The organism is Haloprofundus sp. MHR1, assembly GCF_005155585.1.
Lineage (GTDB): Archaea > Halobacteriota > Halobacteria > Halobacteriales > Haloferacaceae > Haloprofundus > Haloprofundus halophilus.
This window is the reverse complement of sequence record NZ_CP039833.1, coordinates 2147053-2166533: the sequence shown is the minus strand read 5'-3', so window position 1 is coordinate 2166533 and position 19481 is coordinate 2147053. Positions and strand designations below refer to the sequence as shown.

The following is a 19481-nucleotide window of genomic DNA, read 5'->3' as shown; positions in this document are numbered from 1 at the left end:
CCGGTAGTATGATGCCTCCGTATTTAAAAACCCCCGACAGGTCACAGCCGCGACCGGAGGGCGGCGTCCATCTCGTCGACCGGCGCGTCCCGGCCGGTCCACCGCTCGAACGCGACGACGCCCTGGTACAGCAGCATCCAGGCCCCGTCGATGGTCGTCGCGCCCGCCTCGCGCGCCTCGCGCAGCAGTCGCGTGTCCGGCGGGGCGTACACCGCGTCCAGCACCGCGAGCCCGTCGTGCAGCAGGCCCGACGGAACGGGCGTCTCGTCGGACTCCATCCCGACGCTCGTCGCGTTGACGAGCACGTCGGCTTCGGGAACGGCGGCGTCGAGCGAGTCGAGGTCGCCGCCGGTGGCGACCCGGTCGGTCGCCTCGTCTCCGTTCAGTTCGTCGGCGAGTGCGGTCGCGCGCGAGGCGGTTCGGTTGGCGACGTGGACCGACGCGCCGTCGTCCGCGAGCGCGAACGCGGCCGCACGCCCCGCCCCGCCCGCGCCGACGACGACGGCGTCCGTCCCGTCGAGCGAGACGTCGTGGCGGGCGAACGACCGACTGACGCCGGCGGCGTCGGTGTTGTACCCGCGCGGGGTGTCGCCGGCGAAGTCGACGGTGTTGACCGCGCCGATTCGCTCGGCGAGCGGGTCGGCGTCGACGAGTTCGAGCGCGTCCCGTTTGAACGGAATCGTGACGTTGAGGCCGGCGACGCCGAGCGCGTCCGCGCCGTCGAGAGCGGCCTCGAACCGCTCGGGCGACGGTTCGAAGGTGACGTACCGAGCGTCCATCCCGAGCGCGTCGTACGCCGCCTCGTGCATCGGCGGCGACAACGAGTGACCGACCGGGTTGCCGACGAGTCCGAACACTTGCATACGTCGCGGTGGTCGCGGAAGCGACATAAGCACCCCGACAGCGGTGGAACTGGCGACTCGGTTGCGGCGAGAGCGTTACGTTCGTACGGGGACTTCGAAGCAGAAGAAATAGGTTTACCACCTTGGAAGTCAACGACGATGAGTTCAGTTCTTCGACACCCGCTGATGGCCGTCGCGGCCACGACGGGTCTTACTCTCCCGTGGGTCTACGTCTGGGCGACCGGGTCGGCGGAGTCGCTGCCGCCACTCTGGACCGTCGCCGTCAGCGGGGTCGCCGTCCTCGGGTCGTCGTTCCTCCTCGCGTGGGGGGCCGAGACCGCCGAGAAAGACGTTCCCCGCGCGTTCGCCATCGCGGTTCTCGCGGTGCTGGCCGTCGCCCCCGAGTACGCCGTCGACGCGCTGTACGCCTGGACCGCCGGGGCGAACATCGGCACGGCCCGCGGCGCGGAGGCCGCGAACCTCGCCGTCGCCAACATGACCGGCGCGAACCGCATCCTCATCGGACTGGGCTGGTCCGGCATCGCGCTGTTCACGCTCTACCGAGTCGGGAGCGCCTCCGACCCCGCGGTCGAGTCGCGTCCCGGGACGCTCGCGGACGTCGTCAACCTCGACCGGGACATCTCGACCGAAATCGCGTTCCTGCTCGCCGCGACGGCGTACGCCTTCTTCGTCCCGCTCAACGACGGTATCGGCGTCGTCGACACGCTGGTGCTGGTCGGTCTGTACGCCCTCTACATCGCCGTCATCGTCCGCGGCGACGTCGAAGAACACGAACAGCAGGTCGGCGTTCCCGCGTACTTCCACGGCTACCCGAAAGGCGGCCGCGTCGCCGTCGTGCTGACGCTGTTCGCGTACTCGGGCCTGATGATCTACTCCGCCGTCCACCCGTTCGCGCACGGCCTGGAGACGCTCGGCACCGAGTTTGGCATCCCCGCGTTCTTCATGATCCAGTGGATCGCGCCGCTGGCCAGCGAGAGCCCGGAACTCATCGTCGTCGCCTACCTCGTCAACAAGGCGCGCTCGACCGCCGGGTTCAACGCGCTCATCTCCTCGAAGCTCAACCAGTGGACGCTGCTCATCGGGACGCTCGCCGTCGTCTACAGCCTCGCGGCGGGGGCGGTCGGAACCCTCCCGTTCGACTTCAAGCAGTCGGCCGAAATCTGGATCACGGCCGCGCAGAGCTTCTTCGCGCTCGCGGTGCTCGTGAACTTCAACATCAGCGCCCGCGAGGCCGTCGCCCTGCTCGTGCTGTTCGTCTCGCAGGTCGGCATCGAGTTCCTCATCATCCGAGACCTCGTGACGCTCCCGTTCGGTATCGACGCTATCGACGTCCTCCTGATCTACACCGCCGTCTACCTCGTCCTCGGAACGGCGCTTTTCGTCCTGCGCCGCGACGAGCTCCGGGGGCTGCTCGACCGGACCGCCGACACCGCCCAAGACGCCTTCGGCCGGGGTCAGTCGCAGGCCGAACGCGCCGACTGAGTTCCCGGCCGTCTGACACTCCGGTCGACCGCGAACCGAATCCCGACTCGTTTTACGGTCGCTTCGCCTACGACTCGCCAGTGATCGCCATCGTCGTCAGTCGGGCCGACTACGCATCGGAACACATCGGCGAGCACCTGCTCGAACTCGCCGACTGGGAGGAACACGTAGACGACACCCGCCCGGACGCCGACGGCGGCGGGACCGTCCACCGAACCGACGGCTTCGAACTCCGGACGTTCGACGACCTCCACATCTACCTCGACGACCCCGCGGCGGCGTTCGTCGACGCCGCGGATTCCGGCGTCGACACCGAAACCGACGTCGACTCCGCTGCCGCCCCCGACTTGCTCGTCTTCGCCTCTCGGCACTCCGGCGAGACGGGGGCGCTTCTCACCGCTCACTTCACCGGCAACTTCGGCCCCGAGAAGTACGGCGGCGACGACCGGGAACTCGCGCGCGCCTGTCCGGGTGCACAGAAAACCGTCGTGAACGCGCTCGCCGAGCACGCGCCGGACGGCTACGAGGTCGGTATCGAGGCGACACACCACGGCCCCACCGACCTCTCGCTCCCGTCGATGTTCGTCGAACTCGGCAGCGACGACCCGCAGTGGGAGGACCCCGAGGCCGCTCGCGCGGTGGCCGAAGCGATTCTCGACCTCCGCGAGGCGGCGGTGAACCTCGAAAGCCCCGGCGACGAACCCAACCGCCACGTCGTCGGCTTCGGCGGCGGCCACTACGCGCCCCGGTTCGGCCGCGTCGTCCGCGAGACCGAGTGGGCCGTCGGCCACGTCGGCGCGGACTGGCAACTCGACGCGATGGGCGCGCCCGAGGCGAACCGCGACGTGCTCGAACGGGCGTTCGAACGGAGCGACGCCGAGTTCGCGCTCGTCGACGGCGAGAACCCGGAACTCGAAACCGTCGTCGACGACCTGGGTTACACCGTCGTGAGCGAGACGTGGCTTCGAGAGGTCGGCGACCGACCGCTGTCGGTCGTCTCCGCGCTCGAAGACGAACTGTCGACGGTCGAGGACGGTCTCCGATTCGGCAGTCGGCGCGTCGACGACCCCGACGCGTTCTCCGTCGTCGAGTTCCCCGCCGAACTGCTCGCCGAAGCGCAGGGCGTCGACGCCGAGTCGGTGCGCGAGGCGGTGCTCGACTCCGCCGTCGCCTTCGAGACGCAGGAGAGCGGCACGCGGGCCGTCGGCCGCCTCGCTCTGGCGGACGAGAGCGACTACGACGCGCTCGTCGACGCGCTGGCGACGGTTCTCGAAGCGAAGTACGACGACGTCGAACGCGACGAGAGTGACCGTGTCGTCCGTGCCAGCGAGCGCGCGTTCGACCCCGAGCGCGCGAAGACGCTCGGCATCTCCGAGGGGCCGACGTTCGGCAAACTCGCGGCCGGGCGAGCCGTCGAACACGAGGGCGAACGAATCGACCCGGACGTCGTCCACGTCGACCGGACGGTCGCGTTTCGGTACTAAACCGCCTGGCGGGTTTCCGGCGAGCTAACTGGTCGGCTATCTGTTCGGATAAATCTCCGGTTACCCTCGCGGAAAAATCGTCAGACGACCGTCCGACGCGAGGGGGAAAAGATAATTAAGGCCGCTCAGTAAGCTTTGCGCATAAATATGGACTCGATCGTCGACGAAGCAATAGACGAGGCCGAACAGTCGGGTGGGACCGGCGGCGAGGGATTCGACGCCGAACCGAAGCGTTCGGGGACGATGACGGACGACGAACTGCAGGACATTCTCAAAGACCTCCAGACGAACATCACCGTCGTCGGCTGCGGCGGGGCCGGCGGGAACACGGTCAACCGCATGGCCGAAGAGGGCATCCACGGCGCGAGTCTCGTCGCCGCCAACACGGACGTCCAGCACCTCGTCGACACCTCCGCGGACACGAAGATTCTGATGGGTCAGGAGAAGACCCAGGGCCGCGGGGCCGGGTCGCTCCCGCAGGTCGGCGAGGAGGCCGCTATCGAGAGCCAGCAGGAGATTCACGACGCCATCGACGGCTCGGACATGGTGTTCGTCACCGCCGGCCTCGGCGGCGGCACCGGCACCGGCTCCGCGCCCGTCGTCGCCAAGGCGGCCCGCGAGTCCGGCGCGCTCACCATCGCCATCGTCACGACGCCGTTCACCGCCGAGGGCGAGGTCCGACGGACGAACGCCGAGGCGGGGCTGGAGCGACTCCGCGACGTCGCCGACACGGTCATCGTCGTCCCGAACGACCGCCTGCTCGACGCCGTCGGCAAACTGCCGGTCCGTCAGGCGTTCAAAGTGAGCGACGAAGTCCTGATGCGCTCGGTGAAAGGCATCACGGAGCTCATCACGAAACCCGGTCTCGTCAACCTCGACTTCGCCGACGTCCGCACCGTCATGGAGAAGGGCGGCGTCGCCATGATCGGTCTCGGCGAGTCCGACTCCGAACAGAAGGCCCAGGACTCCGTGAAGTCGGCGCTCCGCTCGCCGCTTCTCGACGTCGACATCTCGGGGGCGAACTCCGCGCTCGTCAACGTCACCGGCGGCACCGACATGAGCATCGAGGAGGCCGAGGGCGTCGTCGAGGAGATTTACGACCGTATCGACCCCGACGCGCGCATCATCTGGGGGACCTCCATCGACGAGGAGCTCGAAGGTCAGATGCGGACGATGATCGTCGTCACGGGCGTCGACTCGCCGCAGATCTACGGCCGGTCGGACGAACCCGGCGCACAGCAGAGCCAGCAACCGCAGCAACCGCAGCAGGCCGAAGATATCGACTTCGTTGAGTAATCGAGTAGTCGAGTAATCGAGTAATCGAGTAGCCGAGTAATCGAGTAATCGGACGGTCACGTCGCGGTATCGCGGGGCGACCACGGAACCGGGCGGACGCCGACCCCGCGCCCGCGTCGGCTATTCAATAGATAGAAAAGGCATCACGCTCTATCGGTGACAACATGGACGTAAAATACGACATCGCGAGCTACGTGCGGGTACTGAAGATGGCGAGCACGCCGGAGTGGGAGGAGTTCAGCCAGATCGCCAAGATCGCCGGCATCGGCATCTTCCTCGTCGGCTTCCTCGGTTTCGTCATCTTCGCGGTGATGAGCTTCATCCCCGGGGGCATGTGAGATGGGCATCTTCGCCGTGAAGACGACGGCGAGACAGGAGCGCACCGTCGCCGACATGCTCGCCACGAAGGAAGAGCCCGAGATTCACGCCGTCATCGCGCCGGACTCGCTGACGAGTTACGTGATGGTCGAAGCCGACAACACGGCCGTACTCGAACGCCTCATGGACGAGATTCCGCACGCCCGGAGCATCGTCCCCGGCAACTCCAGCCTCGCGGAAGTCGAACACTTCCTCTCGCCGACGCCCGACGTCGAGGGCATCGCCGAGGGCGACATCGTCGAACTCATCGCCGGGCCATTCAAGGGCGAGAAGGCCCGCGTCCAGCGCATCGACGAGGCCAAAGACCAGGTGACCGTCGAACTGTACGAGGCGACGGTCCCGATTCCGGTGACGGTCCGCGGCGACCAGATTCGCGTGCTCGACTCCGAAGAACGGTAGTTCCGAACCGTGCGAGCGGCGTAGCCGCAAGCAGATTCCGAAGAGCGCTGACGCGCCCTTCGACCCCTCCTTCGCTCGCGTTGCTCTCTCGAGAGACCAGTGAGGAGCGACAGCGCCTCGAACCGTGCGAGCGATAGCTCCCGACCAATCCGAGCCGAGAAGCGAAAGAACGCCGGCGAGACTCGTCCCGACCGCTGTTTCAGTTTCCCGAAGGAGAAGCGCAGACGCGCCGTCGCAGCCCGTCGCTCGTCGAATCTATCCGGACGCTCCGTGGGCCGCGGCCGCCCGCGACCGGTTACTCGGGTTCCGTCTCCGACTTTGCCTGTCCACCGGCGTCCACCTGCTCGACGATTCGCTGGAGGTCCGCCTCTTCCTCGATTGCCGACTGGATACCCTCGCGCATGCGGACGGCCGCGGAGTCGGCGTTGTACGCGCGGATGTACTCGGCGCGGGAGTGCTCGTCGAACGCGTGGCGGATGGCGAAGTAGCCCTCGGGGACGATCGCGCCGCAGACTTTGCACTCGGTGCGTTCGTGTTCGTTGGTCTGGTGAACGACGGCGGATTCGGCGTCTTCGAACCGCGCGTCACAGCCCGCGACACCACACGTCCAGAGCGACATATCAGCCGACATGTAGGGAACTGCTAAAACCGTTTTCCTCGCCCGGCATCGTCGTCGTCGAATAGCAATCCCTAATTGAGTACTCTCGAGAGGGAGACTGTGAGTGGAAGCGAACGGACGCGGGTCGACATGCACGTCAAGTGTTTAGACGAGCGTGTCGTCGCCAGGGCGAAGCGCCGCGGTGTCGACGTGCTCGTCTACGCGCCGCACTTCACGCGTCTCCCGACGATTCGCGCCCGCGCCGACCGATTCTCCGACGACGAGTTGCTCGTCGTCCCCGCCCGCGAACTGTTCACCGGCCCGTGGAGCGACCGGAACCACCTCCTCGCTATCGGCCTCTCGGACCCGGTTCCGGATTTCATCACCATCGAGGGCGCGCTCGCGGAGTGTCGCCGACAGGAGGCGGCCGTGCTCGTCCCGCACCCGGCGCTGTTGAACGTCAGCCTCGGCCGGGTCGAGATCGAGGCGTTCCGGGACGAACTCCACGCCGTCGAGACGTACAACGGCAAGTGCTTTCCCTACCAGAACCGCCGCGCCGCCGCCATCGCAGACGAGTTCGACAAACCGGGGTTCGGGTCGTCGTACGCGCACTTGCGGGGAAACGTCGGCGAGGCGTGGACCGAGTTCGACCGACGCATCGAGACGGAGGCGGAGCTCGTGACGGCGCTTCGCGGGGGTGCGACGCGCCGCGTCGACCACCGACGCGGACTCCGGCACCGACTCAGAAACCTCGCCGAGTTCGCCCACCTGGGCCACGAGAACACGTGGGGGAAGATAGACCGCCTGCTCCTCTCCGGCACCGAACCGACGCACCCGCGCCAACTCGTCTACGAGGGTCGGTTCGACGACGTCGCCGTCTACTGACCGGCGACGAGTCCGAGCGGCCCGTCAGAAGCCGAACAGCATCGTGACCGCATCGAGACCGCCGTCGAGCGGCACGACGAAGTAGTGAACCGCCGCGAACAGCGCCACTTCTCCGATCGTGATGAGAACCGTCGCGAGGTCGGCCCACTTGCTCGACGTGGTGACGCCGAACGGGAGGCTGTACTCCTTCTCGTAGGGGTAGAAGAACGCCAACCCCCGCCTGCTGCCGAACAGGTCGAGCACGTAGTGCGTGAGGATGCCGACCCAGACGAAGTGGAGGTTGTCGAAGAGAATCGGGAAGGCGACGAAGATGCCGAGGACCGGGAGGTTGTGCAGCGTCTTTCGGTGTTTCCCGAACGCGGTGTCCACGTCCGGAAACAGCGCGCCGAGGACGAGCGGCACCGACAGTTCGGCGATGGCGACGAACGTAGGCACGTCGCCCGACGGTTCGAGCACGTAGCCGAGACCGATACTGAGGAGGGCGGCGTTCAACACGTGACCTTTCTTGTTCATCCGACGACGGTCCGTCGAACCGGACGGATACAAACGTTTCCACCTGTCGGCGGCGGGCGGGAGGCCACCGGTGTTCGACGCGCCCTCAGTCGACCAGCGCGCCTTCGAACGTCTCCATCGCCGCCCGCGCGAACTGCTGTTTCACTTCGAGACGCGTCCCGTCGAACTCGTGGCGCGTCGATTCCACGTACGACTCGCCGGTCCCCCACTCGGCGGCGTACGCGAGGCCGACGTACACCGTTCCGACGGGTTTGTCGTCGTCGCCGCCGCCGGGTCCGGCGATACCCGTCGTCGCCAGGCCCCACGTCGCGTCGGCGGTGTCTCGGACGCCCTGGGCCATCTCGCGGGCGACGGCGGCGCTCACCGCACCGTGTTCGTCCAGCGACTCCCGGGAGACGGCCAGCAGGTCGCGCTTCGCGTCGTAGGAGTAGGTGACGACCGAGCGGTCGAAGTAGTCGCTCGACCCGGGGACGTCGGTGAGGAGCGACCCGACGAGGCCGCCCGTGCAGGACTCGGCGACGGCGACGGTGTCGCCGCGTTCTCGGAGCGCGTCGCCGAGGCGTTCTTCGACCGGCGGCTCGTCGTCGTGTTCTCGCATGAGCGTGCTACGGTCCCGGTTCGCAAAAGTCTCTCCCGATTCCCCCGGAGTCGCCCGCCCTCGTCTACCGCGGGCGAAAGAGGCAACTACCCCCCGTCCGACGCCGTACCATGGACTACGAGGAACCGCTGTTCTTCCGGGTGATGCGCTACGCGGCGGCCGCCGACCGCGACGTGATAGACATGGTGAGCGGCAACCCCGACTGGGACGCCCCGGAGGCGCTCCGGGACGGCCTTCGGGAGTTCGCCGACGCCGACGTCGACGCGTTCCAGTACGGTCCGAGCGCCGGTCTCGACGAACTGCGCGAAGAGATAGCCGAGCGCCGAAACGTCGACCCCTCGCAGGTCGTCGTCACGAACGGCGCGGGCGAGGCGAACTACCTGGCGATGGCGCGGGCGCTGGAGCGCGACGCGGGCGACGGCGTGTTGCTCACCGACCCGGTGTACCCGTACTACCCCGGGAAGGCGCAGATGCTCGGCGGCGACGTGACGCTCGTCCCCGTCGTCGAGGGCGGCGACCCCGACGTGGCGGCGATGCGCGAGGCGGCCACGGAGGAGACGGCGCTCATCGTCGCCAACACGCCGAACAACCCGACCGGCGTCGTCTACGACCGCGAGACGATGGAAGAGCTCGTCGCGCTCGCAGAGGAGGTGGACGCGCTGCTCGTCGCCGACGAGGTGTACGACCACTTCGACTACACCGGCGAGTTCGAGAGCGCGCTCACCATCGACTCCGAGCACCGCGTCGTCACCAGCGCGTTCTCGAAGTCGATGTCGATTACCGGCTTCCGGGTCGGCTACGCCATCTTCCCGGAGGCGCTCGTCGACGCGGCGAAGACCCGACACATGCTCGTCAACGTCGCCGGGAGCAACCCCGCGCAGTACGCCGCGTTGCGGGCGCTTCGGGAGACCGACCCCTCGTACTACGAGGAGACGCGCGCGATGCTCCGCGAGCGCATCGCCGCCTTCACCGATGCACTCGACGAAGCGGGTGCGGAGTACACCCGACCGGAGGGCGCGTTCTACGTGCTCGCGCGGTTCGACGGCTTCCCGGGGACGATGGAGAACGTCGAGCGACTCATCGACGAGGCGGGCGTCGCCGGGATGCCCGGCGAGGCGTTCGGCCCCGCCCGTGACGAGTGGATTCGGTTCGCGCTCGTCACGCCGCGGGCGCAAGAGGCGGCGAAGCGACTCGCCGACTACTTCTGAGTCTCCGCCCGCGCGGACACCTCCGCGTTCTGACGCCCGAGCGCCGACCGGACCGACGGGTACACAAGCGCTCGGACGCGATGGGGCGTATGGCAAATCTCGACGTGGAACCCGTCGACGCCGTCGACGACTCCGAGGAAGCGGGCGGAGACGACGCGGCGTCGACAGACGTGGAAGTCGAGGCGACCGACGACCTCTCGGAGCTTCCCGGCGAGGTCGACGCCGCGGAGTTCGTCCTCTACGGCGGGAAAGGCGGCGTCGGCAAGACGACGATGGCGGCGGCGACGGCGCTGCGGAGCGCCGCAGACGGCGCGACGACGCTCGTCGTCTCCACCGACCCCGCGCACTCGCTGTCGGACACGCTCGGCGGCGAGATTCCGGCGGAACCGACGCGCATCCGCGAGGACATCCCGCTGTTCGCCGCCGAGATCGACCCCGACGCCGCGATGGACGAGGGGCTGTTCGGCGAGGGCGGCGACGCGTTCGGCGGGATGGGCGGGATGGGCGATATGTTCGGCGGGATGGGCGGGATGGGCGGTATGGGCGGCGCTGGAGGGAGTGAGAACCCCTTCGGCGGCGACGAGAACCCGTTCACTGCCGACGAGGGAGAGAACGGCCACCCGCTCCTCGACGGAACGATGCCCGGCGCGGACGAGATGGCGGCGATGCGGCAACTGCTCGAACACATGGACGACCCTCGTTTCGACCGGGTGGTCGTCGACACCGCGCCGACGGGGCACACGCTACGCCTGCTGCAGCTGCCGGAGATGCTCGACTCGATGGTCGGCCGCCTCGTCAGTTTCCGCGAGCGGATGCGGGGGATGATGGAGAACCTGAAGGGGATGTTTGGCGGCGCGGACCCCGGGCCGTCGGGGATGGAGCAACTCGAAGAAGCCAAAGAGCGGATCAAGCGGCTCCGAGCCGTGCTCAGAGACCCCGAGCGGACGGATTTCCGGGTCGTGATGATTCCAGAGGAGATGAGCGTCGTCGAGTCCGAGCGGCTCGTCGCCCGCCTCGACGAGTTCGGCATTCCGGTGCGGACGCTCGTCGTCAACCGCGTGATGGAGGACCCGAGCGACGTGGCGGGCATCGACCCCGAGTGGACGGTCGCGCCCGACCCCGAACACTGCGAGTTCTGCCAGCGCCGCTGGCAGGTCCAGCAGCGCTCGTTGCGGCGGGCGACGGAGCTGTTCCGCGGCCGCGACGTGAAGCGCGTGCCGCTGCTCGCAGACGAGGTTCGAGGCGAGGACGCGCTGCGGGTCGTCGCGGCGTGTCTGGCCTGAAACGAACCGGTTCTCCGACGCCGTTTAGCCGAGTTTCCGCGCGAGCCCGAAGAGACTGTCTCGGACGCCGTCGGGGAGGAAGCGGGCGAAGGAGCCGACGTCGGCGACGATACCGACCGGGTAGCGCGCCGCCGGTTTCGTCGCGCTGGCGGCGTTGACGATGTCGTCGGCGACTCGCCGCGGCGGCACCGCGCCGGGTCCGTCGCCGCCGAGCGCCCGGGTGTCCTCGAACAGTTTGTAGAACGATTCGTACGCACCCGAGCGCTCCGTCCCGTCGTCGACCTCCTCGTCGGCGCGCTCGGAGAACTGCGTCTGGACCGGTCCGGGTTCGACGAGGACGGCGTCGATACCGTACTCGGCGACCTCCGCGCGGAGCGCGTCGGTCATCGCTTCGAGCGCGAACTTCGACCCGGCGTAGACGCCGCTGCCGGGGAACGAGACGCGGCCGACGACGCTGGAGACGTTGACGATGGTGCCGTCGCCCGCCTCGCGCATGTGGGGGAGGACGGCGCGGACGAGGCGGTGCGGGCCGAACACGTTGACGGCGAACTGCTTTTCGACCGTCTCGGTGGGGACGTCTTCGATGGGGCCGAACTGCCCGTAGCCCGCGTTGTTGACGAGGCAGTGAATCGCTCCCTGCTCGTCGACGATGCGGTCGACGACCCTGTCGACGTCGCCCTGGTCGGTGACGTCGAGCGTTGCGAGTTCGCATCCCTCTTCGCCGAGCTGCTGGATGTCGGCGGGGTTGCGCGCCGTCGCGTACACCACCCAGTCCTCCGCGAGGAAGGCCCGGGCGGTGGCGCGACCGATACCGGACGAACAGCCAGTGATGAGGACAGTCTCTGGTTTCACACCGAAACGTCGTCGCCGGGATAGTTAACTGTACGGCGTTCGACGGGTGGGTTCAGTCGCGGTACTCGCGCTTGACTTCGTCGGCGTAGGCGTCGGCCAGCCGCGTCGGCTCCGGGAGTTTGTAGCCGTCGCAGAGCCGCTCGACGAGGTCGACGGTCGTCTCCGCGGAGACGCGGTGGCCGGGGCTGACGTACAGCGGGTTTATCTTGCGGCTCGACGCGTACTGCCGCGACTGGAACGCGTAGCCGACGACCGTCCCGTCGGGGGCGTCGACGCGACCGTCGGCTTCGATGGGCGTCCGCCAGCCTTCGGGCCGCTCCTCGACCGGCTCTCTCGGCGTCCCGCAGAGCAGTCCCTTGGCGACGCCGACGCTCGGCACGTCGAGGACGACGCCCATGTGCGTTGCCAGCCCGGCCTGTCTGAAGTGGATGCGACCGCTGCCGTCGAAGACGACGAAATCGGGCTCTGTCTCCAGCTTCTCGAACGCGTCGAGAATCGGCCCGCCCTCGCGGAACGACAGCAGGCCAGGAATGTAGGGAATCGAGAGGTCGGTGACGGCGTACGCGCGCTCGACTATCTCGGTGCCGCGGGCGACGACGACGGCGCTGACGGCCTCCTCGTCGAGAAACGCCTGGTCGACGCCGGCGACGAGCGGTCGTTCGCCCCGCGGGACGAGCGTCGATTCGGCGGTGGAAACGGCCGCCGGGTCGAAGTCGAACTCGTCCTCGAACCGGGCGACGTCGGCGATGTCGCGCTGGAGCTGTTCCATCTCCTCACGGGAGAGCGCCGGGTCGGGGACGAACTCGGGGTGGGCGGGAACCATCGCTCAGTAGCGGCGACGACCTCCGCCCATCCCGCCGTTGCCGCCGCCGAAGTTGAGGCGGTTCGGTATCTGCTGTTGGCCCTTGACGTACTGGCCGACGAGGAGGCCGACGAGGAGACCGGCCAGGTGGGCGTAGTGGGCGATGCCGCCGCCGAAAATCGGGGTGATAGCGCCCGTGAGGTCGAAGAGGACGTAGAAGCCGGTCAGCGCCCAGATGGGTAGCGGAATCGGCGGAATCAACAGCATCACGCGGAGGTCGGGGTTGACGACGGTGAGCAGTCCGAGCACCGCCATCGCCGCGCCGCTGGCTCCGAGGACGGCCGACGCCTCGCCCGTTGCGAGGGCGGTGCCTATCTGCGCCAACCCGGCGATCGCGCCGCTGGCGAGAAACAGCGCGGTGAAGCGTTTCGCGCCGAGGTAGCGCTCGACCAGCGGGCCGAAGAAGTACAGCACGATGCTGTTGGCCGCGATGTGGAAGAACCCGCCGTGCGCGAGAATCGAGGTGAACCACGTCCAGACGTACTCGGGGTTCTCGGAGGTCAGAAGGAAGATGCTCCGCCACGTCTCGCTGACGGTTCCGTAGTAGGTGACGCCGGCCCCGTTCGGCGGGAGACCGCCGGTGAGAAGGTAGCCGACGATGTACTCGGAGATGAACGTTATCCACATCAGCCCGAGGAACACGTAGGTCATGTTCCCGCGGAAGTAGCCCAGCGGACCGCCCGTCCCGGTCAGGCGGTCGAGAACGCCGTCGGAGCTCCCGCCCGTCCCGACGCTGTCGTCGAAGCTGCTCTCGAAAACTCCGCTCGGGTCGTCCCACTCGCCCATCCCGGGACAGTTGTGGTTCTCGGGGAGGCGATGTTCGGCGCAGAAGGTGTTGCCGCAGCGCCGACACTGGTACGGCAAGTTCTCGTACTCGCCGCACTCGTGACATTCTGCCATTGTGACTCCGTAGTCGTGGGGTGATAAAAGGGGTTTGCCTCTCGTGCGACCGGAGGGGACGAACGGCGGCGTTCTCCGACACGGGAGGTCTCGTCGGGTACGAACGGCCGCTCGATTCCTGCGTACGGCGCGTCGCTCACTCGGCCGCTTCGTCGTCCTCGCCGTCCGGGGAGTCGGACTTCTCGGGGACCTCGAAGTTGGTCGGAACGACGGTCACGTGGTCGACGCCGAGTCGCGGCTGTTTCGCTGCCATCTCGACCGCACGTAGCCGTCGAGGCCACAAAAGATTACCCATGCGCATAATTTATCGCGGGGCGGGCGCGGGATGCGCCCGACGTATATTCGGCCGGAGAGCGGGACGTAGCCGAACTGAGCCGGTTTAAAAGGGGACTGCCCGTTCAGCCGAAGTGTTCGTCGTAGAGCTCCTGAGCGTGTTCGATGGCGTCCATCGCGGCCTGCTTGTCCTCCCAGCCCTGCGTCTCGACTTCCTTGCCTTTCTCGAGGTTCTTGTACGTCTTGAAGAACTCGTCTATCTCGTCGAGTTTCTGCTGCGGGATGTCCTCGAGGTCCTCGATGTGCTGGAAGCGCGGGTCCTCGGTGGGGACGGCGATGACCTTGTCGTCCTGCTCGCCGTCGTCGTCCATCTTCATCAGGGCGACGGGGCGCGCCTCGATGATGCAGCCGGGGAACGTCGCGTCCTCGACGAGCACGAGCACGTCGAAGGGGTCCTCGTCGTCGTAGTACGACTGCGGGATGAAACCGTAGTCGCTCGGGTAGTGAACGTTCGAGTGCAGCACCCGGTCGAGAACGACGCCGGGGATGTCCTTGTCGTACTCGTACTTGTTGCGTTCGCCTTTCAGACACTCGACGACGGCGTAGATGACTTCCGGTGCGTCGGGTCCCGTTTCGAGGTCTTCCCAGAGATTCGTCATGCGTCCGTATATCCGCTAAGCGAGGGAAATGGTTTTCGGGACGTGTGTGGGGCGTATTCGCACACTTCGGCGTTCGGGCACTCGGCCACAAACTTCTTTCGTGTGTCGGACAATTGTTGTCTCGGGACCGAAACAACAGTTCGACCCGAACCCCGGCGGGAACACGTCCGGAAACGTACGCTTGTCGGATTCAAACAAACGATTTCCGACAAGTGTAGACGAGTTCTAATCAGTGGTTTAGTCCGGGTGTTCGGCAGTCCCTACCAGAAACAAACGTTGAGTTGAGAAGCGTTAAGTAGTAAGATGACATTTTAGTACGTATGTCAGAGGCACAAACAATCAACGACTCCGGCAGCGCACGGGACCTAACCGCGTTCCAACAGAACATCCTCGTCATCCTCGCCGAGGAACCCATGTACGGCCTCGCCATCAAGCGCGAGCTCGAGTCGTACTACGGCACCGAAGTCAACCACGGGCGTCTCTACCCCAACCTCGACGACCTCGTCGAGATGGACCTGGTGGAGAAGAGCGAACTCGACAAGCGGACGAACCAGTACGAACTGACCGAGACCGGGCACTCGGCAGTGCTGGACCGCCTCGACTGGATGCTCTCGAAGTTCGTCACCGACGAAGACCGGGCAGACGAAGTTCGCAGCGTCATCGAGACGTACGAGTAACGCCGGGGAACGGCTCTCCGGCCCGCTGGAACAGCAGTTCGAGCGACTCACGAACCATCGTTTTTTGCGCCTCAGTCGGCCAGGAGTTGCGCGGATAGTACTCCGTGACGAACTCCCGAAGTTCCGGCGTTCCGGCCGTCTCGACGCGTCGCACGTAGTGGTTGCCCATGAAGTCCGCGAACGCTCTGGCGTTGGCCGCGTGGTCGGCCCCCGACGCCTCCTCGACGGCGGCGACCAACTGCGAGTTGTGTCTCTCGACGGCCTCCCACTCGTCTTCCTCGCCGGTTCCCGAGAGCGACCGTTCTATCGCTCGGTCGGTGTCGTCGATTCGGTCGAGTACGACGGTACCGTCGTCGTCGATCCACTCTACGGGGTACAGGACCAGCGTGTCGTCGGCCTCCCTGTAGCGGGCCGTGTACCCGTAGTCGGCGAGCGACGCGTCGCGCCGCTCCCGATACGCCTCCGCCTCGTTCGAGTCCACCGCGTCGCGTGCGAGTCGGGTGAGCCGCTCCGCCGTCGTCCGTACGTCCTCGGGGAGTTCAGCCATCGTCGAGTGCCTCGTTCGCGAGGTTGTCGGCGCGTTCGTTTATCTCTCGCGGCACGTGTTCGAGCGTCCACCGGTCGAACCCCATCAGCAGTTCGTTCGCCTTCACGCGTCGTTCGCGCAGTCCGGGGTCGTTCGTCTTCCACTCGCCGCGGACCTGCTTGACGATGAGCTGCGAGTCGCCGCGCACGTCGACCTCGGCGAGTCCGTAGTCGCGGGCCGCCTCCAGCGCCGCGACGAGCGCCTCGTACTCCGCGCGGTTGTTCGTCGTCTCGCCGATTCGCTCGGAGCCTTCGGCGACGATTCCGTCGCTCGTGACGATAGCCCATCCGATAGCCGCCGGCCCGGGGTTGCCGCGACTCGCGCCGTCGAAGTAGACGTGGCCGCGCCCGCCACCCTCCCGCAGCAGTAGCGTGAGGTCGGACGGGTTCGCTCCTTGGACGACGATTTTGCTGTCGTAGGCGACGGCGACGGCGTCTCCGCGGGCCGCGCGCCACCGTTCGTGGTCGGTGTTCCCCGGAGAAACGTCGACGTCGGCGGCCTCCAGCCGTTCTCGGGCCGCCTCGGCGTCGCACTCGATAGTCGGCATCGACGGAGATTCGAGCGCTCGACTGAAAGGCGGTTCGTCTTCTGTCGCCCCGCTTCGCTCGCTCTTCGCGCCCGCGCTCGCCGCACACGACGGATACCTCTCGCTCGACCCAGATTTTAACAAGCTCCAGCGTACAATTACATAAACACGATGGCAGGACCCACTCGTGAGCGGCGGCGCGAGCGGCGACGGGCGCGAGGCGACCGGTCGGCCGAAACGGAGGCCGACGCGGACGAACTCGACGACATCGACCCCGACGACCTCGTCCGGACGGCGGACGGGGACCTCATCCACGAGGAGACGGGACTGGTCGTCGAAGAACAGAACATCGACCGCGGGCCGGAGTGGCGGGCGTTCAACCACTCCGAGCGCCAGTCGAAGTCCCGCGTCGGCGCGCCGATCACCGAGACGATGCACGACAAGGGGTTGACGACGACCATCGACTGGAAGGACAAGGACGCCTACGGGCGCTCGCTCTCCTCGGAGAAGCGTAGTCAGATGCACCGACTGCGCAAGTGGCAGGAGCGCATCCGAACCAAGGACGCCGGCGAACGAAACCTGCAGTTCGCGCTCAGTGAAATCGACCGCATGTCGTCGGCGCTCGGCGTCCCTCGATCCGTTCGGGAGGTTGCGTCGGTCATCTACCGCCGCGCGCTGAAAGAGGACCTCATCCGCGGGCGCTCCATCGAGGGCGTCTCGACCAGCGCGCTGTACGCCGCCTGCCGGCAGGAGGGGATTCCCCGGAGCCTCGAAGAGGTCTCGGAGGTCTCGCGCGTCGAGCGGAAGGAGATCGGCCGAACCTACCGCTACGTCTCGCAGGAACTCGGTCTGGAGCTGAAACCCGTCGACCCGAAACAGTACGTCCCGCGCTTCGCCTCCGCGCTCGACCTCTCCGAGGAAGTCCAGGGGAAGGCCAACGAGATAATCGACGAGACGGCGGAACAGGGTCTCCTCTCGGGCAAGTCGCCGACTGGTTACGCGGCGGCAGCTATCTACGCGGCGTCGCTTCTCTGTAACGAGAAGAAGACCCAGCGCGAGGTTGCCGACGTCGCGCAGGTGACCGAGGTCACCATCCGCAACCGATACCAGGAACAGATCGAAGCGATGGGCATTCCGAGTTAAGATTTACAACCGAAGACGGGACCACCCCCTCGCGTGCGCTGACTCGCGCCCGACGACCGGACGCGGTTGTGCGATTCGACGGTCGTCGAAGCGGACAGTCGGAGGCGAGGGGACTCGTCGCTCGCGCCGCCGCGAACTCGCTCGAATCGCCTGCTCGCAAGCGCCGAAATCGACGCCGTGAGTACATGCCGAAGCTTCTTACCCGCTGCGCGGCTATCTCGGTTGATGCGGCTCGACGACTACATCGAGTTCGAGGAGAACGAACGCGCCGAGCGACGGCGTCTGGCGATGGAGAAGTCCTACGCCATCGTCGACCACCTCGAATCCTTCCAACACCGGTTCGACGAGCGACTGCAGGGCGACTCGCTGTTCGGGAGCGTCTCGCCCTCCATCTTCGTCGGCCGCGCGAACTACCCGAACGTCTCGACCGGCATCCTCTCTCCCGTCGGCTTCGAAGACGACGCCGCTACCTTCGAGACGAGCGGCGCGTGGTACGACGAGGGCGTCGGCATCGAGGACGTGTTCCAGCGCCGGACGAGTTTGCTCAACTCGAACCAACCGGCGGGGGTGAAGGTGGGCGCAGACGCCAACGTCCACGACGCGTGGGACGGGTTCCTCGGCGTCCAACGAGAGGTCGCCATCGCCGACCGACCGGTGTCGGTCGAGATCGGCCTCGACGGCGCACCCGACATCGACTTCGACGTCGGCCGCGACGACGTGGCGACGCCGACGGGGCCGCGCGCTCGGGCGCAGTCGGCCGACTTGGCCGAGAACCCGCACGTTCCCCGCCCGGTGAAGAAGACGCTCGAAGACGACGACTGGCAGGCGCAGGGGGCGATGACCTACCTCTACCGCCGCGGCCTCGACGTCTACGACATCAACACGGTGCTCTCGGCGGGCGCGCTCGGCGAGTCCGCGAGTCGAAGGCTCGTCCCGACGCGGTGGTCCATCACCGCCGTCGACGACACCGTCGGCCAGTACCTCCGCGGGACGATCCGCGACGCCCCGAGCGTCGACACCGTACAGGTGTGGCGCAACGAGTATCTCGGCAACGCGTTCTGGGTGATTCTCGCGCCCGGTCAGTGGGAGTACGAACTCGTCGAGATGAAGGCACCGGGGAGCATCTGGAACCCCGACCCCGAGTCGGGGATGTGGGTCGCCAGCGACCGCGAGGGGTTCGAGGGTCGAACGGGGTACGTCGACGAGACGGCGGGCGCGTACTACGCCGCCCGACTCGGCGTGCTCGAACACCTCTCGAACGTCGGTCGTCAGGCGAAGGTGCTCGTCCTCCGGCACGTCTCCGACGACTACTGGGGGCCGGTCGGCGTCTGGCAGGTCCGCGAGTCGGTCCGCCACGCCTTCGAGGGCGAACACGGCGAGAGCGAGACGTTCGCCGACGCCGTTCGAGAGGTGGCGAACGTCCTCCCGGTGTCGATGGCGAACCTCCGGCGCAAATCCGCGATGGTCGCCGGCTTACAGACGAACCTCGCCGACTTCGGCGTCGGGAGTTCGGGTGACGACTGACGGGGAGCAAACTGCCCGCTGGTGATTACGCCGTATCGAGGTTCGCGTACGCCTCGTCGACCAACTCGCCGGTCTCGGCGACGATGTCGGCCATCACCTCGTCGTCGGGCGCGATACCCGTCAGGCGGGCGATGCGCATGATACTCACGTGGTACACCGTCTGAACGCCCGGTTCCTCCTGCCAGACGACCACGTTACAGGGGAACAGCGCGCCGATCTTGTTGTCGGATGCGTCGAGCACTCTGTCGGCGACGCTCGGGTTGCACGCGCCGAGCACGTAGTACGGGTCGCGGTCGGCGTCGACCTTCTCGTTGAGCAGTTCCGAGGGCGAAAACTCCGTCGGGACGCCGAACCCCGCGTCGAGGAACACCTCTCGAACGTGTTCGACGGCCTCCTCGTGGTCCATGTGGAGCGTCGCCCGTTTCTCGCCGATGTCTCCGGATTCGAGCGCCGACGGGTCTACTGGTAGCGCCATAGCTCACAGTCGGGTCG

At 67.0% G+C, this 19481-nt stretch carries 22 protein-coding genes; 11 read left to right on the top strand and 11 right to left on the bottom strand.

Going from position 1 to position 19481, the window contains the following annotated elements; all coding sequences use genetic code 11:
* Positions 1 to 41 precede the first annotated feature (41 nt).
* Positions 42 to 863, bottom strand: coding sequence for a shikimate dehydrogenase (locus FCF25_RS10930; protein WP_137048741.1), 822 nt, complete (start codon positions 861 to 863; stop codon positions 42 to 44).
* A gap of 138 nt (positions 864 to 1001) precedes the next feature.
* Here FCF25_RS10930 and FCF25_RS10925 point away from each other — a divergent pair, with 138 nt between their 5' ends.
* The 5 genes from FCF25_RS10925 to FCF25_RS10905 all read left to right on the top strand — a co-directional run bounded on the left by FCF25_RS10925 (position 1002) and on the right by FCF25_RS10905 (position 5902).
* A complete protein-coding gene (locus FCF25_RS10925; RefSeq protein WP_117592168.1) occupies positions 1002 to 2345 on the top strand; it encodes a sodium:calcium antiporter in 1344 nt (447 codons plus the stop codon).
* An 80-nt stretch (positions 2346 to 2425) separates the two neighbouring features.
* Positions 2426 to 3829 (top strand): D-aminoacyl-tRNA deacylase, encoded by a 1404-nt coding sequence (locus FCF25_RS10920; protein ID WP_137048739.1) that lies wholly within the window; start codon positions 2426 to 2428, stop codon positions 3827 to 3829.
* A gap of 147 nt (positions 3830 to 3976) precedes the next feature.
* Positions 3977 to 5125, top strand: a complete 1149-nt coding sequence (gene ftsZ / locus FCF25_RS10915; protein WP_117592172.1) for a cell division protein FtsZ — start codon at positions 3977 to 3979, stop codon at positions 5123 to 5125.
* A 164-nt stretch (positions 5126 to 5289) separates the two neighbouring features.
* The gene (locus FCF25_RS10910; protein ID WP_117592174.1) at positions 5290 to 5463 is read left to right on the top strand and encodes a protein translocase SEC61 complex subunit gamma; all 174 of its coding nucleotides are present in this window, start codon (positions 5290 to 5292) and stop codon (positions 5461 to 5463) included.
* A gap of 1 nt (position 5464) precedes the next feature.
* The gene (locus FCF25_RS10905; RefSeq protein ID WP_058581097.1) at positions 5465 to 5902 is read left to right on the top strand and encodes a transcription elongation factor Spt5; all 438 of its coding nucleotides are present in this window, start codon (positions 5465 to 5467) and stop codon (positions 5900 to 5902) included.
* Between the two features lie 295 nt (positions 5903 to 6197).
* Here FCF25_RS10905 and FCF25_RS10900 read toward each other — a convergent pair whose 3' ends face one another.
* Positions 6198 to 6521, bottom strand: a complete 324-nt coding sequence (locus FCF25_RS10900; RefSeq protein ID WP_137048737.1) for a hypothetical protein — start codon at positions 6519 to 6521, stop codon at positions 6198 to 6200.
* A gap of 129 nt (positions 6522 to 6650) precedes the next feature.
* Between FCF25_RS10900 and FCF25_RS10895 the strand changes: the two genes are divergently transcribed.
* Positions 6651 to 7385: a PHP-associated domain-containing protein gene (locus FCF25_RS10895; RefSeq protein ID WP_117592178.1), complete on the top strand. Its 735-nt coding sequence runs from the start codon at positions 6651 to 6653 to the stop codon at positions 7383 to 7385.
* Between the two features lie 24 nt (positions 7386 to 7409).
* Here FCF25_RS10895 and FCF25_RS10890 read toward each other — a convergent pair whose 3' ends face one another.
* Together FCF25_RS10890 and FCF25_RS10885 are read right to left on the bottom strand one after the other, a co-directional pair.
* Positions 7410 to 7898 carry a metal-dependent hydrolase gene (locus FCF25_RS10890; RefSeq protein WP_137048736.1) on the bottom strand — a complete coding sequence of 163 codons (489 nt, stop codon included), beginning with the start codon at positions 7896 to 7898 and terminating at the stop codon, positions 7410 to 7412.
* An 85-nt stretch (positions 7899 to 7983) separates the two neighbouring features.
* A complete protein-coding gene (locus tag FCF25_RS10885) occupies positions 7984 to 8496 on the bottom strand; it encodes a CinA family protein (RefSeq protein WP_137048734.1) in 513 nt (170 codons plus the stop codon).
* A gap of 110 nt (positions 8497 to 8606) precedes the next feature.
* On the opposite strand from FCF25_RS10885, the gene FCF25_RS10880 reads away from it, so the two are divergent.
* Together FCF25_RS10880 and FCF25_RS10875 are read left to right on the top strand one after the other, a co-directional pair.
* Positions 8607 to 9704, top strand: coding sequence for a pyridoxal phosphate-dependent aminotransferase (locus FCF25_RS10880; RefSeq protein WP_137048733.1), 1098 nt, complete (start codon positions 8607 to 8609; stop codon positions 9702 to 9704).
* 89 nt (positions 9705 to 9793) lie between these two features.
* Positions 9794 to 10987, top strand: coding sequence for a TRC40/GET3/ArsA family transport-energizing ATPase (locus FCF25_RS10875; RefSeq protein WP_137048731.1), 1194 nt, complete (start codon positions 9794 to 9796; stop codon positions 10985 to 10987).
* Positions 10988 to 11011: 24 nt separating this feature from the next.
* On the opposite strand, the gene FCF25_RS10870 is transcribed toward FCF25_RS10875, so the two are convergent.
* The 4 genes from FCF25_RS10870 to FCF25_RS10855 all read right to left on the bottom strand — a co-directional run bounded on the left by FCF25_RS10870 (position 11012) and on the right by FCF25_RS10855 (position 14533).
* Entirely contained in the window at positions 11012 to 11839 is an 828-nt protein-coding gene (locus FCF25_RS10870; RefSeq protein WP_137048730.1) for an SDR family oxidoreductase, read from the bottom strand.
* Positions 11840 to 11891: 52 nt separating this feature from the next.
* On the bottom strand, positions 11892 to 12662 hold the full coding sequence (locus tag FCF25_RS10865; RefSeq protein ID WP_137048728.1) for an endonuclease V: 771 nt from the start codon (positions 12660 to 12662) through the stop codon (positions 11892 to 11894).
* A 3-nt stretch (positions 12663 to 12665) separates the two neighbouring features.
* The gene (locus tag FCF25_RS10860; protein WP_117592189.1) at positions 12666 to 13601 is read right to left on the bottom strand and encodes a rhomboid family intramembrane serine protease; all 936 of its coding nucleotides are present in this window, start codon (positions 13599 to 13601) and stop codon (positions 12666 to 12668) included.
* A gap of 398 nt (positions 13602 to 13999) precedes the next feature.
* Positions 14000 to 14533: an inorganic diphosphatase gene (locus tag FCF25_RS10855; RefSeq protein ID WP_117592191.1), complete on the bottom strand. Its 534-nt coding sequence runs from the start codon at positions 14531 to 14533 to the stop codon at positions 14000 to 14002.
* Between the two features lie 320 nt (positions 14534 to 14853).
* On the opposite strand from FCF25_RS10855, the gene FCF25_RS10850 reads away from it, so the two are divergent.
* On the top strand, positions 14854 to 15210 hold the full coding sequence (locus FCF25_RS10850) for a PadR family transcriptional regulator (RefSeq protein ID WP_117592192.1): 357 nt from the start codon (positions 14854 to 14856) through the stop codon (positions 15208 to 15210).
* Here FCF25_RS10850 and FCF25_RS10845 read toward each other — a convergent pair.
* Together FCF25_RS10845 and rnhA are read right to left on the bottom strand one after the other, a co-directional pair.
* Positions 15191 to 15757, bottom strand: a complete 567-nt coding sequence (locus FCF25_RS10845) for a rnhA operon protein (protein WP_137048726.1) — start codon at positions 15755 to 15757, stop codon at positions 15191 to 15193. The genes FCF25_RS10850 and FCF25_RS10845 overlap by 20 nt on opposite strands.
* The gene (gene rnhA / locus FCF25_RS10840) at positions 15750 to 16343 is read right to left on the bottom strand and encodes a ribonuclease HI (protein WP_117592195.1); all 594 of its coding nucleotides are present in this window, start codon (positions 16341 to 16343) and stop codon (positions 15750 to 15752) included. Before rnhA ends, FCF25_RS10845 begins: the two co-directional genes overlap by 8 nt.
* A 150-nt stretch (positions 16344 to 16493) precedes the next feature.
* Between rnhA and FCF25_RS10835 the strand changes: the two genes are divergently transcribed.
* Both FCF25_RS10835 and nreA read left to right on the top strand, forming a co-directional pair.
* Positions 16494 to 17465: a transcription initiation factor IIB family protein gene (locus FCF25_RS10835; protein ID WP_117592197.1), complete on the top strand. Its 972-nt coding sequence runs from the start codon at positions 16494 to 16496 to the stop codon at positions 17463 to 17465.
* Positions 17466 to 17690: 225 nt separating this feature from the next.
* Positions 17691 to 18989 carry a DNA repair protein NreA gene (nreA, locus tag FCF25_RS10830; RefSeq protein ID WP_117592198.1) on the top strand — a complete coding sequence of 433 codons (1299 nt, stop codon included), beginning with the start codon at positions 17691 to 17693 and terminating at the stop codon, positions 18987 to 18989.
* Between the two features lie 25 nt (positions 18990 to 19014).
* On the opposite strand, the gene FCF25_RS10825 is transcribed toward nreA, so the two are convergent.
* The gene (locus tag FCF25_RS10825) at positions 19015 to 19464 is read right to left on the bottom strand and encodes a DUF302 domain-containing protein (protein ID WP_117592199.1); all 450 of its coding nucleotides are present in this window, start codon (positions 19462 to 19464) and stop codon (positions 19015 to 19017) included.
* Positions 19465 to 19481: the final 17 nt, after the last annotated feature.